Consider the following 13,607-nt stretch of genomic DNA (forward strand, 5'->3'; position numbering starts at 1 on the left):
GGGTCAGACGCCGTTGTCGGTGAGCACCTTGAGGCATTTCGGCGACAGCCGGGCGCGATAGGCCTGGAGGCAGTTCAAGAAAGCGTTATCGCCGGCGTCGGGATGCAGATGGTGACAGAAGCGGCGCACGTCCGGACGGCACGCCGCCTCGTCGGACGCTCGATCTCCCGCCAGTGCGGTCGATGCGGTTGCGCCGGTCAGCAGGAGAGCAATCAGAACAGCCTTTTTCATTTATGTCCCTTTCCTAGGTGGCCCTGTTTAGCGCAAAAGCGCTGAAATGATAACGTCCCTCGTCAGGACGAGGCTTCCTGCTTTTCGCGCGGCTTGCCCATCAGGATCGGCTGGAACAGCACGGCCGCGGCGAGGGTGCAGACCAGCGACAGCGCCAGCAGCTCGCCCATGCTCGACGTGCCGGGGTGGCTGGAGAAATACAGGCTGCCGAAGGCGGTGGCCGTGGTGGCGGCGGAGAACATCACGGCGCGGGTGAGGCTGGTTTGCAGCAGGTTGGTTCCGCCCTCGCGCCAGGCCATGATGTAGTAGATCTTGAAGGCGACGCCGACGCCGAGCAGCAGCGGCAGCGCGATGATGTTGGCGAAGTTCAGCGGCATGCCGAGCAGCACCATCACCTCCATCGTCACCACAGCGGCCAGCATCAGCGGGATCAGGGTCAGCAGCATGTCGCTGACCCGGCGCAGCATGATGATCAGCAGCAGCGCGATCGAGGCCAAGGCCCAGCCCGCCGCCTCGAAGAAGGCGCCGATGATGGTGCGGCTGGCTTCGAGGATGGACACCGGCCCTTCCGTCGCGTTCGGCTCGACCTTGAGCACGGCGCGGGCGAAGGCGCGCAGGGATTCCTCCGAGCCCGACTGGTCCTTGGGCGCGATGGAGAGGCGCTGCTGGCCGTCCGGCGTGCGCCATTCTTTGACGAGTTCGGGCGGCAGGTCGGCGAGCGTCACCTTCTGCGCGGTCAGCAGGTCGCGGAACTGTTCGAGATCGTAGACCAGCGGCCCGACCATCACCTCGTCGGCGACGAGACGTTTTTCCGCGGGCGCCTGGGCGAGCCCGGTGAGCGCCGCCGCCAGCCGCCGCGCGCCGGCGATTCCCTTCTGTTGGCCCGCGTTGAAGGAATCGTTCGCGGATTCCTCGAGCCGCTGCGCGGCCTCCTTCAGCGACTCGACGATTTCGGCGTCGGTCGGGGGCGGCTGGATGTCGTCGGGGTTGAGCGCATCCTTGAGCGCCGCGGCGGTCTTGGCGATCAGGGCGAGTTTTTCGTCCTGCTGCGCGGGGACCATGTCCATCAGCGTGCGCACGGCGGCGACTTCGGGGACTTGCGCCAGCCGCTCGGCCTTTTTCTCGGCCTCGGCGGTGTTGGGCGCGAGCAACTGGATGTTGTCGATCTCCATGTTGCGGTCGCGCTTCAGGTCGAGATAGGTCGCCACCGATTCCGTGTTGGGGTCGCGCAGATGGATCGGGTTGAAGTCGAACCTCAGGTGGAACAGCAGCGGCAGGCCCGCGCCCACCACCAGCGCCACGCCGGCGATGATCGGCTTGCGGTTGCGCGACATGAACTCGTCCACCGGGGCCAGCGCCTTATAGCCCATCGGCTCCGGTTCGCCCGCGGGATTGAACAGCGCGATCAGCGATGGCAGCAGGGTGATGCTCACCGCGAAGGCGATGATCATGCCGAGGCCGGCGATAATGCCGAGTTCGGACACCCCCTTGAAGTCGGTGGGCGCGAAAGCGAGGAAGCCGCAGGCGGTGGCGAAGCCGGCGAGCGTCAGTGGCACGCCGAAATGATAGGCGGCGCGGGCGATGGCCTCGTGGAGATTGTCGAATTCGTGGCGCTCGGCGCGGTAGCGGACGCTGAACTGGATGCCGAAATCGACGCCGATGCCGACGAACAGCACGAAGAAATAGACGGAGATCAGGTTGAGCGAGCCGACCAGCGCCAGGCCGGCGGCGGCGGTGATGGCGAGGCCGGCGACGATGTTGAGGACCACCGCGCCGATCAGCCGCCAGGAGCGCAGCGCCCGCCACAGGATGAACAGCACGATGGCCGCGGTGATCGCGCCATTGCGGCCGGCGTTCTCCTTGATGGTGCCGAATTCCTCGTCCGACATGGCGACCGGCCCGGTCAGGCGCAACCGCGCCTGATAGCGCGGCAACAGTTCGGCCGCCGCGTCGCGCAAGGCCGTGCTCGCCTTGAGGCCCGCCTGGACCTCCTTGAAGTCGAGCACCGGACGCACGGCGATGACCCCGCGCAGCTCGGAGGGCGTGGCCGGCTGGCCCTGGGCCAGCACTCGCCAGGAGAACGAGGCGGGACGACCGGCGAGAATGTCCTCGACCGTCTGCGCCGAGGCGTTGAACACCGGCGACATGTCGTCGAGCGTCATTTTTTTCGAGTTCACGCCGATCAGGCCGTCCTCCAGCGCGGAAACCATGCCGCGCAGGCTGGGGTCGGAGGCGAGGTCCTGAATGAGCGGCGCGCCCTGCGCCAGCCCCTTGGTGGTGCGCTCGAGATCGGGCAGGGGCATGAACAGCAGCCCCGCGCGCGAGAAGAACGGCAGGCCCGCAATATTGGTGACGCTAATGAAATGGGTATTGTCCGCCGCGAGCTTGGTCGTCAGCGCGGCGGTCGCCTGCGCCGCCAGTTCCGGGGTCGGCGCGTCCACCACCGCATAGAGTGTGTCGAAATGGTGGAACGCCTTTTCAAAGGCCTGCTCCGATTTCCGCCAGCCCAGATCGGGCGACAGCAGGGCGTTGATGTCGGAATTGATCTTCATATGCGCGGCGGCATAGAGGCCGCACAGTACAGTGACCAACAGGAAGGCCGCGACGACGGCGCGCGCATGGCGCACACAGAACTTGACCAGGCGAACGATAGCGGATGTCAGCATTTGCGCTCAAAAACCTCAAAATCTCGCTATCGTCGGCGAGCAACGTATTTTCGCCGACCCTTGTAACGCCCGTCGCCGAGAAAGAGAACCCTTCATTCGGCGGGGTTTGGCGCGCCGCGCGGGCGGATCGCCAGTTCCGGCGCCATGGGGCCCTCGGTGCGCGGCCCGCGCCAGGTGCGCCACAGGTTTGACAGGGGATGGCGGATCGCGGCGTCGACGGCGGTCGGCTCATAGCCGCAATGGGCCATGCAATTGGCGCATTTCTCGTGCTTTCCGGTCCCGTAGCGCTCCCAGTCCGTCGTTTCCATCAGGTCTGCGTAGGTTTTGGCGTGGCCCTCGTCGAGCAGGTAGCAGGGCTTTTGCCAGCCGAACACGTTGCGCGTCGGCATGCCCCAGGGGGTGCAGGCATATTGCCGGTTGCCGGCGAGGAAATCGAGATAGAGGCCGGTGTGCAGCAGCGGCCAGTTCTTGCCTTTCCCGAGCTCGAATATGCGGCGGAACAGGGTTTTTGTGCGCCGGCGCGACAAAAAATGCTCCTGGTCGGGCGCGCGCTCATAGGCGTAGCCCGGCGAAATGGAGACGCCGACATCGAGCGATTTGGCGAAATCCAGGAAGGCGGCGACGCGTTCGGCCGCCATGCCCTCGAAAATGGTGGCGTTGACGTTGACGTTGAAGCCGCGCGCGCGCGCTTCGCGGATCGCCTCGACCGCGATGTCGAAGGCGCCGGACAGCTCCACCGCCTTGTCGTGGGCCTCCTTCAGGCCGTCGAGATGGACCGACCAGGTGAAATAGGGGGAGGGGGCGAAGAGGTGCAGCTTTTTCTTCAACAGCAGGGCGTTGGTGCAGAAATTGACGAATTTCTTTCGGGCGATGATCCCGCGCACGATTTTATCAATGTCCCTGTGGATCAGCGGCTCGCCGCCGACCACGGCGACAATGGGCGCCCCGCATTCGTCCACGGCGGCGAGGCAGTCCTCGACCGACAGGCGCTGGTCGAGCACGGAATCGGGATGCGCAATTTTGCCGCAGCCGCCACAGGCGAGATTGCAGCGAAACAGCGGTTCGAGCATCAGCACGAGCGGGTAGCGCTTGCGCCGTAACAGTTTCTGCTTGAGCAGGTAGCGTGCGATCGTCAGTTCGCGACGAAAGTCTCTTGCCATGATCCCTCCATGGACGGGGAGGCGGCGCGAAGCCGCGTTTTGCGCGTCAGCGCAGCTCGGTGGGAAGTCGAAACGCGATGCTCTCTTCGGGCGCCCCGACGCTGGAAATCGTGACCGGACCCATCTGCGCCAGCCGCGCGACCACGCCCAGCACCAGCTCTTCGGGGGCCGAGGCGCCGGCGGTCACGCCCACGGCGCGCGCGCCGACAAACCATTCCGGCCGCAAGGCCTCGGCCTCGGCGACGAGATGGCTCCGCACGCCCATTTCAACGCCGATCTCGCGCAGACGGTTGGAATTGGAGCTGTTGGCGGCGCCGACCACCAGCAGCACATCGACGCGCGTGCACAGGTCCCGCGCCGCCGATTGGCGGTTTTGCGTGGCGTAGCAGATGTCGCGGGTATCAGGGCCGACGAGGTTGCTGAAGCGCCGGCGCAGCGCCTCGATGATCTCCCGCGTGTCGTCAACGCTCAGCGTGGTCTGGGTGACATAGGCCACCGGAGCGTCCCCGGGGATTTTCAGCGCGGCGACGTCCCGCGCGCTTTGCACGAGGGCGATGCGGCCGGGGATCTGGCCGAGCGCGCCGACCACTTCGGGGTGTCCGGCATGGCCGATGAAGATCAGGCGGCGCCCCTGCGCCACATAACGCCGGCCCTGGTTGTGCACCTTTGTCACCAACGGGCAGGTGGCGTCGAGCGCGGTAAGCGGCCGGCGCGCCGCCGCCTGTTCCACGCTTTTGGGCACGCCATGGGCGCTGAAGATGACCACCGCATGGTCGGGAACCTCGTCGAGATCCTCGACGAAATGCGCGCCCTTGGCCTTGAGCGCCTCGACCACGCGCTTGTTGTGGACGATCTCGTGGCGGACATAGACCGGCGCCTCGAATTTTTGCAGCGCGCGCTCGACGATATCTATGGCGCGCACCACGCCGGCGCAAAAGCCGCGCGGCTGGGCGAGCAGCACCCGCAGCGGCGTGTCGGTTTTCGGCGTGACGCGCGGGCTGCGCGGCCGAGCGCGGGTCCGAATGGGCGCAGGATGGCCGCGCGCATCATCAATCCAGAGATTTTTGCTCATTCTTCCTCGTGAATGCGGCGGTCCCGGTTCACCTGGACAGGCTGACGTCGACGCGGGAGACGTCGCCGCCGCTCGGGGCGAGGCTCATCGACAGGCCGCGCCCGGTGGCGCGCAGGGACACAGAGGCGGTGAAGCCGCCGCCGTTCACCGCGCCGCTGAACCGGCCCTCGCCGACGCGGCCCGCGATCGAGCCGGAGACGCCGCGCGTCGATTCCGACCATTGGCCGCTCGCCTCTGCGCCCTGAGCGACGACATTGGCGACAATGTTGAAGCGGTAGCTGTCGCTGGCGCAGACGATGTTTTGCGACAGCGCATGGCCGCCTTCGCCGACGCCGCCCCGCGCGCGGCAGGACAGCCGTTCGCGATGCCCGTCCGAGCCGATCACCGCGCCGCCGCCATGAAAATTGCCGGCGAAGGCGGCCAGCGGACCGGCCGCGAAGGCTGGCGTGGCGCACATGGCGGCGAGCAGCGCCGCCGCAAATTTCCTGCACGAGATCATGAGGCGCTCCTTTCAAAAAAGACGGGACGCCGGTCGAGCCGCGGCGGTGCGGCGACCCTGGGGCGCGGATTCAAGGGGTTGGGGGTGTTCTCGCCATCGGATCGGATGAGCCAGCGACAGCGGCGCGGTTGCCCGCTGCGCGCGGTCGTCGCGGATTTTCGGTCTTTCAAGTCCATCGTTCCGTCCCAAGGGGCGGGCGGAAAACGCCCGAACTCGGCTTTTGATCCCCGGGCGCTGTCGAATAATCAGGCGGCCTTGCGGTTGAGGCGGAGGATTTCGCTGTTCACCAGCCGACGATAAAATCCGTCATGGCGCATGAGCTGGTCCGGCGCTCCGTCCTCTTCCAGGCGTCCCGCGTGCAGCACGAGAATGCGGTCGAAATCGCGCAGCGTGGCGATGCGATGGGCGATCATGAGCACCGTGCGCCCCGCCATCAGCCGCGTCATGGCTTCGCGCACCGCCTCTTCGGACTCGCTGTCCAGCGCCGAAGTCGCCTCGTCGAAAAGCAGCAGCGGCGCGTTTTTGAGAAAGGCGCGGGCGATGGCGATGCGCTGGCGCTGGCCGCCGGACAGTTTGACGCCGCGATCGCCCACGATCGTCTCCAATCCGTGGGGCAGGCGCTCGATGAAGGGGCCGCAGCTCGCCGCCCGCGCGGCCTCCCAGACCTCCACATCGCTGGCGCCGGGACGGCCGTAGCGGATGTTCTCCATCAAGCTGCGGTTCAGCAGCGCCGTGTCCTGCGGGACGAAGGCGATGGCCGCGCGCAGGCTTTCGTCGGTGGCGCGCGCAATATCGTGGCCGTCGATGAGAATGCGACCTTTTTCAAGCGGGTACATGCGCTGCGCCAGAGCCGCCAGCGTGGATTTGCCGCCGCCGGAGGGGCCGACCAGCCCGACCCTCTGCCCCGGCGCGATGTCGACCGAAAAATTTCCGAACACCTGGGCGCCGCCGGGATAGCCAAAGGAGATGTTTTCGAAGGTGAGGCGCGCGCCGCGCGCGACCAGCGCCGAGGCCTGCGGATGGTCGCGCAATTCATGCGGCGACAGCAGAATGCGCAGCGCCTCGGCGAGCCGGGCGAAATGCTGGGTGACATCGACCAGGGCGATGGCGAGGTCGCGGGTGGCGCTGAGCACGGCGAGGCCGAGCGTGCAGACCAGCACGACATCGCCGGGGCTGGCGCGTCCCTGCCGCCACAGGACCAGGGCCCAGGCGAGCAGGGCGAGGGTTCCCACGACCACGGCCAGCGCGTGGACGATGCGCAGGGTTTCCAAATAACGCAGGCTGCGTTTGCGGGCCTGCATTTCGCCCGCGACGGCGCCGTCGAACCGGCAATGTTCCCGGCCGATGGCGCCAAAGGCGCGCACCAGCGGCATATTGGCGACGACATCGACCATTTCGCCGTCCACTTTCGCCGCGGCGTCGGCGAAGGCGCCGTGCAGCGGCGTTCCTGCCGCGGACCAATAGAGCAGGACCGCCATGACCAGCAGCGCCGCCGCCGTGACCGTCGCCGCCATTTCAAGATTGACAGTGGCGAGGAAGCCGATCGCGCCAAAAGTCGCGGCGCAGGGCGGCAGCACGTTCCAGGTGAACATGGTTTCCATCTGGAACACGGCGTTGGAGGTGGCGGTGATGCGGCTCGTCAGCGTGCCCGGCAGGCGGTCGGCGAAATAGGCGGGGGCGTGCCCGGTGAGGTGGCGAAACAATTCGGAGCGCAGGTCGCCGGTCACGCGCACATAGGTGGAGCTGGCGATCCAGCCGGCGCCGCGCCACAACAGATTGTCGCCGGCGATGAATGCGGTGAGCAGCAGATAGGCCGGCCAGGGATCTGCGCCGACGCCCGCGAGCGAATCCACCAGACGCTTGATTCCATATTGGACACCGATGGAGCAGAAGACCGCGCCCAGCACGCAGGCGAGGATCGCGGCATGGGCGAGGGGGCGGCGGGCGACATAGCGCCCGATGAGCGCGAGCGGCCGGCCGCGATAGGCGCAAAGGTCTGTTTGCAAAAGGGTTCGTCCTGAAGAGGGGCTGGGTTCGCGGGTCAATGCGCGGCGCGGGAACGGGTTCCCGCTTGCGCATGAATCAGTGCGGGCGCTGCGCCTCGGGTTCTGTTTCCCGCAAGGCCAGCGCGACGGCGGCGAGGCCGAGAATGGCGATGACGGTCAACGTGCTGAAGGCGGCGTGGGCGGAAAAATGGTCGCTGAGCCAGCCCGCCATGATTGTGCTCAGCGCGCCGCCGATCCCCGCCGCGCTGCCGGCCAGAGCCTGGGCGAGATTGAAATGGCCGCTGTCCCTGGTGAGGTCGACGATGATCAGCGGCACGATGACCCCAAGCACCGCGGCCGAAATGCCGTCGAGCGCCTGGATCGCCGCGAGCGCGACGGGATCGGTGATCGAGGAGAACAGCAGGCCGCGCGCCGCCAGCGCGGCAAAGCCCAGGAGCAGCAGCCGCCGGCGGCCCCAGATGCGCGCGCCGCGCCCGACGAACGGGGCGAGGGCCGCCGCCAGAAATTGCGGCGCGAGCAGCGCCGCCGCCACCATCAGCGTCGCCTCCTGGCTGGAGCGCTGGGTGACGAGGCTCGCGGCGAGCGGCAGCATCGAGGCGTTGGCGAGGTGAAACAGCACAAGGCACAGACAGAGGGCGACGAGATCGCGTTTTTGGGCGAGATCGCGCAGAGCGCGCAAAAAGGCGCGGGAATCGATCGGGGCGCCGCGCGCTGCGTCGGAGGCGGGGCCGAGTTCGCCCGGCCTGATGCGCCACAAAGCGATCAGCGCGGGAAGCACCAGCGCCGCCGCAACGAAAAACACCGCGCGGCTCGACGCTTGATAGCCGACAAACCCCATCAGCGCGGCGGTGACGCCCGATCCGGCGGAGGCGAAGGCGGCGTTGCGGGCGAGCCGCGCGTCGGCCCTGTCGGCGCCGTCGAGGCCGAGCGCCAGCGAGATCAGCGCGAGGCTGAGCACGCAGCTGGCGGCGCCATGGGCGAAGCGCGCGGCGAGCGCCACGCCGAAGATGGGAAAGGCGGCGAAGACCAGCGCGCTCGCGCCGATGGTGACGAGACAGACCCCGGCGACGAGGCGCGTCGAGCGCACGGAATCGACCAGCACGCCGGCGGGAATCTGGCCGAACAGGCCGACCAAAGTTCCCATGGAGAGCAGCAGGCCGATGTCGACCTGGGTCCATTTTTGCGAGGTGAGGAAGACGGCGACGAACGGCCCGAATCCGGTCTGGATGTCGGCGACGAAGAAGATCAGCCAGTCGAGCCCGCGTTCGGCGCTGCGATGCGCCTGTCCTGGCCTCAAGGTTTGGGCGCGGCCGGCGCGGCTTCGGCCGGCTGGGCCGGGGCGCCGATCACCACGATGGGCTCGCCTTCCTTGTAGATCGGCGCGGTCCGCAATTTGTCGCGCGGCAATTCGGCGATCAGCCGGTCCATGCCGCCGTTTTCGGGAAAATGCAGGGCGCGCCAGTCCACCGCGATTTTCCGCGTGCCCACCCCCAAAAAGCCGCCGAAATCGACGACGGCGGCGCGCAAGACCCCGTTTCGGTCGGTGATGACGTCGACGACGCGGCCGAGGTCTTCGGCTTTGAGGCTCTGCACGGGTTTGCCGAGAAGCGCGGCCGCCGCCGTTCCGTCGATGACGGTCGCGGGTGTTTCAAGCGCGGGCGTGTCCGGCTTTTGCGGGGCGGGCTCGGGCGGATTGTCCTGCGCGCGCAATGGTGCGGAGGCGAGGACCATGAGCGCGCAAGCGAGGTGTAGAGCTGGTTTTTGGCGCAAGGAACATCCTTTGCGCCGACAACGTCACGCAGTTCCGGGCGTTCCGCTGATCCAGGAACGATTCGCGTGGCGTCGGGTTGGAGAGCGATCCTGGGAGGCGGCGATGAGACTTGTGCTGTGCATGCTCGGTGTGCTTGCGCTGGTGTCGCCTGCGGTCGCGCAGGGCGAGGAGCCCGCCAAACCTCCGCTGAGCGAACGTCTTGACCAGTCCAATGGCGTGATCAAGCCGAAGCAGAACCTGGACCCGGAGATACGGCGCCCGCCGCCGCCGGTTGACGCGCCCATGCCGGTGATCCCGCCGCCGGGCGCGCCGGGCGGCGATCCGAATGTGAAGCCGAAATAGGAGAGAGAAATGGGACGATTGGATGGCCAGAAAATCGCCGTGCTCGCGACTGACGGTTTTGAGGAGGTCGAGCTGACCAACCCTGTCGACGCTTTGCGCCAGGAGGGCGCGCAAGTGGAGGTGGTTTCGACGAAGGGCGGAAAAATCCAGGGTTATCGACACCATGACAAAGGCGGCGAAGTCGAGGTGGACGCCACGCTCGATGCGGTCGATGCGGGCGATTACGACGGCCTTGTGCTGCCGGGCGGGGTGATCAATCCTGATGCTTTGCGGCTCGCGCCCAAGGCGATCAATTTCGTCAAAAACTTTGTCGATGGGCAGCGCCCGATCGCCGCGATCTGCCATGGGCCCTGGACGCTCATCGACGCCGGCGGCGTGCGCGGCAAGCGCATGACCTCTTGGCCGTCGCTGAAGACCGATCTGGCCAACGCCGGCGCCAATTGGGTCGACGAGCAGGTGGTGGTGGACGGCAATCTCGTCACCTCGCGCCGCCCCGACGATCTGCAAGCGTTCGATACGCAGATGGTTGAGCTGTTCGCGCAAAAAGTGACGGCGCGTCCGGATCCCGCCACTGTGAAATGAGCTTGACCCGGATCGGGCGGGGACGAAAGCTGGCGCATGGTTCGCAATCTTGTCCTCGTCCTCGGCGATCAGCTCGACGCCGAATCCGCCGCCTTTGACGGTTTTGACGCCGCCCACGACGCCACGCTGCAAATCGAGGCGCGCGAGGAAGCGCGCTATGTCCCGCAACACAAGATGCGGCTCGTGCTGTTCTTCTGCGCCATGCGTCATTTCCGCGAGCTTTTGCGCGCAAAAGGTTTTTCGACCCATTACAGCCGGCTCGACGATCCCGAAAATCTCGGGACCTTTGCGGATGAAGCGCGGCGCTGGTTCGGAAAACTGAAGCCGGAAAGAATCGTTGTGCTCGCGCCCGGCGATTTTCGTTTGCAGGCGGCGCTTTCGGCTTTGCAATTGCCGATCGAGATGCGCGCCGATCGTCACTTTCTCTGCTCGCGCGTCGATTTTGCCGCCTTTGCCGACGAACACCCGAATATGGTGCTCGAAACCTTTTATCGGCGCATGCGCAGCACAACCGGGGCGCTGATGGACGGCGACGCTCCGCGCGGCGGCGCCTGGAATTTTGACAAGGACAACCGAAAGCCTTTTCCGCGCACAGGCGGGCCGCACATTCCCAAGCCGCTGGCCTTTTCGCCCGATGAGACGACCCGCGCCGTGATGCGGCTGGTCGAAAAGCAGTTTCCAGATGCGCCGGGGCGACTGGACAATTTCAACCTTCCGGTCACGCGCGAGAACGCCTTGGAGGCGCTCGCAGATTTTCGCAGCCATCGCCTGCAAAATTTTGGTCCGTATCAGGACGCCATGGTCGGCGGCGCGCCCTTCATGTTCCATTCGCTGCTGTCGGCGCCGCTCAACCTGCATCTGCTGAACCCGCGCGAGGTTTTGGATGCGGCGCTCAACAGCGACGCGCCGCTCGCCTCATTGGAAGGGTTTGTCCGGCAGATCATCGGCTGGCGCGAGTTTGTGAATGGGCTGTATTGGCGGCTGATGCCGGACTATGCCGAACGCAACGCGCTCGACGCCCAATTGCCGATGCCGCGGTTTTATTGGACCGGCGAGACCGACATGCGCTGTTTGGCGGAGGCGATCGCCCACACCATTGACCACGCCTACGCCCATCATATCGAGCGTCTCATGGTGCTGGGCCAGTTTGCATTGCTGTTGGGCGTCAAACCCTATGACGTGCATCGCTGGCATCTGTCCATGTTCCGCGACGCCATCGATTGGGTGTCGCTGCCGAACACGCTGGGGATGAGCCAGCATGCTGACGGCGGGGTGATCGGCACAAAGCCTTATGTCGCCAGCGGCAATTATATCAGCCGGATGAGCGACCATTGCCGAAAATGCCGGTACGATCCGCATAAGGCCGATGGCGACGACGCCTGCCCGTTCACAACCCTCTATTACGATTTCCTCGCCCGGCATCAGCCGCGGTTCGCACGCAATGGCCGGATGAAGCAGCAATATCTCAATTTCGCGCGCAAGGATTCGGGAGAGGTGTTGGCGATCCGGCGCAGGGCGGAGAGGCTGAAGGCGGAGCTGACCGCCCAAACCTTTCTTTAGAGCATTTTCGAGCGAAGTGGATGCCGGTTCGCGAGAAGAAAATACGTTAAAACAAAGAGCTCTAGAGACAGACCTCGATCAGCATCGGGCCGGGTTCCGCGCAGGATTTTTGCAGCATGCGATAAAAGGCGTCCGCCGTCGCCACCCGGGAGGAGGGGACGCCCATGCCCTTCGCCAGCGCGCAAAAATCGATCGTGGGACGGTCGATCTCCATCATCGCCAACGCCTGCGGCCCGATCTCCTGAAAACCCATATTGGCGTATTCGGCCTTGAGGATTTGATATTCGCGATTGGCGAAGATGATGGTGGTGATGTCGAGGTTTTCGCGCGCGTGGGTCCACAGCGACTGGATCGTGTACATGGCGCTGCCGTCGCCGGTCATGCAGATCACGCGGCGGTCCGGGCAGGCGAGCGCCGCGCCGGTGGCGACCGGTGTGCTGAAACCAATGGAGCCGCCCATGTTCTGGATCATGTCGTGCGGCGCGGCGCCGAGGGTGAGACCCGCGGTGCTGCGGCCCGTGGTCAGGGATTCGTCGACCACGATGGCGTTTTCGGGGAGCGCCGCGGCCAGCGCCAGGGCTATGCTGGTGGGGTCGAGTTTGCCGTTGGGGACGACGGGTTCGGCGCGCTCCTGCTTGCGCGCCGCGATATTTTGCGCGCCGAGCGCGCCCAAAAGCATGCCCAGCGCCGCCGCGCCGTCCTCGTCCTTCTCCGCCAGCATGTGCACGGCGCAACCTTCGGGCTTGAGCAGGCTCGGGCTGTCCGGATAGCTGAAAAAGGCGACGGGCTCGCCGGTCTCGACCGTGACGATGTGTCGGAAATTTTTGAGGAATTCGAGCGCCGGCGCGACGAAATAGGGGATGCGCTCGAGTGGCGTGCGGCCGGCGCCGCGCTCGATGCGGGCGGAAAAAAATTGCGTCGCCAGCCGGCATCCTGTCGCGGCGGCGAGCTTGCCGGCGAGTTCAAGGCCTTCGCCGCGACAGGCGCGTCCGCCCAGCACCACGAGGACCGGCCCCTCGGCTTTTTTGAGCGCGCGCGCCACATTGTCGATGCGCTTGGACGGCGGGGTTCTGGGCGTCGGCGCTTCGATTGGAAAATTCTGGGGCTCGCCCGCCTCGCCCCAGGAGGCGTCCCCGGGCAGAATGAGGGTGGCGATTTTGCCCGGCCGCGCCGCCGAGACGGTGCGCGCCGCCTCGACCGCAATGCTTTTTGGGCTGTTGGCGCGCCGCAAGAAATGGCTCAGGGGGCGAGCGATCCCGTCGAGGTCCGAGGCCAGCGGCGCGTCATATTGGAGGTGATGGCTGGCGTGGTCGCCGACGACGTTGACGATGCCGGAGCCGGCTTTCCGCGCATTGTGGAGGTTGGCGAGGCCATTGGCGAGGCCCGGCCCGAGATGCAGCAGGGTCGCGGCCGGCGTGCCCTTCATGCGGAAAAAGCCGTCCGCCGCGCCGGTGGCGACTCCCTCGAACAGGCAGAGCACGCTGCGCATCGCCGGATTGTCCAGCGCCTTCAGAAAATGCATTTCCGAGGAGCCGGGATTGGCGAAACAGGTCTGTACGCCCTGGGCGACCAGGGTTTTGACGAGGCTTTCGGCGCCGTTCATGTGAGCCTCGCGAGCCATGGGCCGGTGATGGGGTGGACGGCGCCCCGAAGCGGCATCGATGTGCCATGATGGTCGTCGGTGAAACTCCCGTCAGATGAGGCGCCGTCCATGGGCA

General features: G+C 66.3%; 11 protein-coding genes and 1 pseudogene. 3 read left to right on the top strand and 9 right to left on the bottom strand.

All coding sequences use genetic code 11. The features are described 5' to 3' along the window. Positions 1–3 precede the first annotated feature (3 nt). From M2320_RS11300 to M2320_RS11335, 8 genes and pseudogenes are all read right to left on the bottom strand, one after another. The gene (locus M2320_RS11300) at positions 4–231 is read right to left on the bottom strand and encodes a hypothetical protein (RefSeq protein ID WP_184428998.1); all 228 of its coding nucleotides are present in this window, start codon (positions 229–231) and stop codon (positions 4–6) included. Between the two features lie 62 nt (positions 232–293). Continuing rightward, a complete protein-coding gene (locus tag M2320_RS11305) occupies positions 294–2,897 on the bottom strand; it encodes an MMPL family transporter (RefSeq protein ID WP_264597359.1) in 2,604 nt (867 codons plus the stop codon). Positions 2,898–3,028: 131 nt separating this feature from the next. Next, positions 3,029–4,057: pseudogene (gene hpnH / locus M2320_RS11310) on the bottom strand (adenosyl-hopene transferase HpnH); the annotation flags it as partial. A gap of 46 nt (positions 4,058–4,103) precedes the next feature. Beyond that, a complete protein-coding gene (gene ispH, locus M2320_RS11315; protein WP_264597360.1) occupies positions 4,104–5,129 on the bottom strand; it encodes a 4-hydroxy-3-methylbut-2-enyl diphosphate reductase in 1,026 nt (341 codons plus the stop codon). A 28-nt stretch (positions 5,130–5,157) separates the two neighbouring features. Beyond that, positions 5,158–5,628: a hypothetical protein gene (locus tag M2320_RS11320; protein WP_264597361.1), complete on the bottom strand. Its 471-nt coding sequence runs from the start codon at positions 5,626–5,628 to the stop codon at positions 5,158–5,160. A 245-nt stretch (positions 5,629–5,873) separates the two neighbouring features. Then, positions 5,874–7,634 carry an ABC transporter ATP-binding protein gene (locus tag M2320_RS11325; RefSeq protein WP_264597362.1) on the bottom strand — a complete coding sequence of 587 codons (1,761 nt, stop codon included), beginning with the start codon at positions 7,632–7,634 and terminating at the stop codon, positions 5,874–5,876. A 76-nt stretch (positions 7,635–7,710) separates the two neighbouring features. After that, entirely contained in the window at positions 7,711–8,931 is a 1,221-nt protein-coding gene (locus M2320_RS11330) for an MFS transporter (protein WP_264597363.1), read from the bottom strand. Further along, complete coding sequence (locus tag M2320_RS11335; protein WP_264597364.1) at positions 8,928–9,404, bottom strand: PRC-barrel domain-containing protein; 477 nt, start codon at positions 9,402–9,404, stop codon at positions 8,928–8,930. Before M2320_RS11335 ends, M2320_RS11330 begins: the two co-directional genes overlap by 4 nt. 103 nt (positions 9,405–9,507) lie before the next feature. Here M2320_RS11335 and M2320_RS11340 point away from each other — a divergent pair, with 103 nt between their 5' ends. Genes M2320_RS11340 through M2320_RS11350 form a run of 3 tightly spaced genes read left to right on the top strand, consistent with a single transcriptional unit; the run spans position 9,508 to position 11,889 of the window. After that, positions 9,508–9,747 carry a hypothetical protein gene (locus M2320_RS11340; protein WP_184429011.1) on the top strand — a complete coding sequence of 80 codons (240 nt, stop codon included), beginning with the start codon at positions 9,508–9,510 and terminating at the stop codon, positions 9,745–9,747. A gap of 9 nt (positions 9,748–9,756) precedes the next feature. Then, complete coding sequence (locus tag M2320_RS11345) at positions 9,757–10,329, top strand: type 1 glutamine amidotransferase domain-containing protein (protein WP_264597365.1); 573 nt, start codon at positions 9,757–9,759, stop codon at positions 10,327–10,329. Between the two features lie 36 nt (positions 10,330–10,365). Then, on the top strand, positions 10,366–11,889 hold the full coding sequence (locus M2320_RS11350) for a cryptochrome/photolyase family protein (protein ID WP_264597366.1): 1,524 nt from the start codon (positions 10,366–10,368) through the stop codon (positions 11,887–11,889). Between the two features lie 61 nt (positions 11,890–11,950). Here the strand turns inward: M2320_RS11350 and M2320_RS11355 are convergent, their stop codons facing one another. Next, entirely contained in the window at positions 11,951–13,492 is a 1,542-nt protein-coding gene (locus M2320_RS11355; RefSeq protein ID WP_264597367.1) for an acetolactate synthase large subunit, read from the bottom strand. Between the last annotated feature and the right edge of the window lie 115 nt (positions 13,493–13,607).

Source organism: Rhodoblastus acidophilus (assembly GCF_025961575.1).
GTDB lineage: Bacteria > Pseudomonadota > Alphaproteobacteria > Rhizobiales > Beijerinckiaceae > Rhodoblastus > Rhodoblastus acidophilus_C.

Bases quoted from the DNA above. Each gene is read 5' to 3' on its own strand.
- M2320_RS11300 (WP_184428998.1), bottom strand. From the start codon at position 231: ATGAAAAAGGCTGTTCTGATTGCTCTCCTGCTGACCGGCGCAACCGCA.
- M2320_RS11340 (WP_184429011.1), top strand. From the start codon at position 9,508: ATGAGACTTGTGCTGTGCATGCTCGGTGTGCTTGCGCTGGTGTCGCCT.
- ispH (WP_264597360.1), bottom strand. From the start codon at position 5,129: ATGAGCAAAAATCTCTGGATTGATGATGCGCGCGGCCATCCTGCGCCC.
- M2320_RS11345 (WP_264597365.1), top strand. From the start codon at position 9,757: ATGGGACGATTGGATGGCCAGAAAATCGCCGTGCTCGCGACTGACGGT.
- M2320_RS11320 (WP_264597361.1), bottom strand. From the start codon at position 5,628: ATGATCTCGTGCAGGAAATTTGCGGCGGCGCTGCTCGCCGCCATGTGC.
- M2320_RS11350 (WP_264597366.1), top strand. From the start codon at position 10,366: ATGGTTCGCAATCTTGTCCTCGTCCTCGGCGATCAGCTCGACGCCGAA.
- M2320_RS11355 (WP_264597367.1), bottom strand. From the start codon at position 13,492: ATGAACGGCGCCGAAAGCCTCGTCAAAACCCTGGTCGCCCAGGGCGTA.
- M2320_RS11305 (WP_264597359.1), bottom strand. From the start codon at position 2,897: ATGCTGACATCCGCTATCGTTCGCCTGGTCAAGTTCTGTGTGCGCCAT.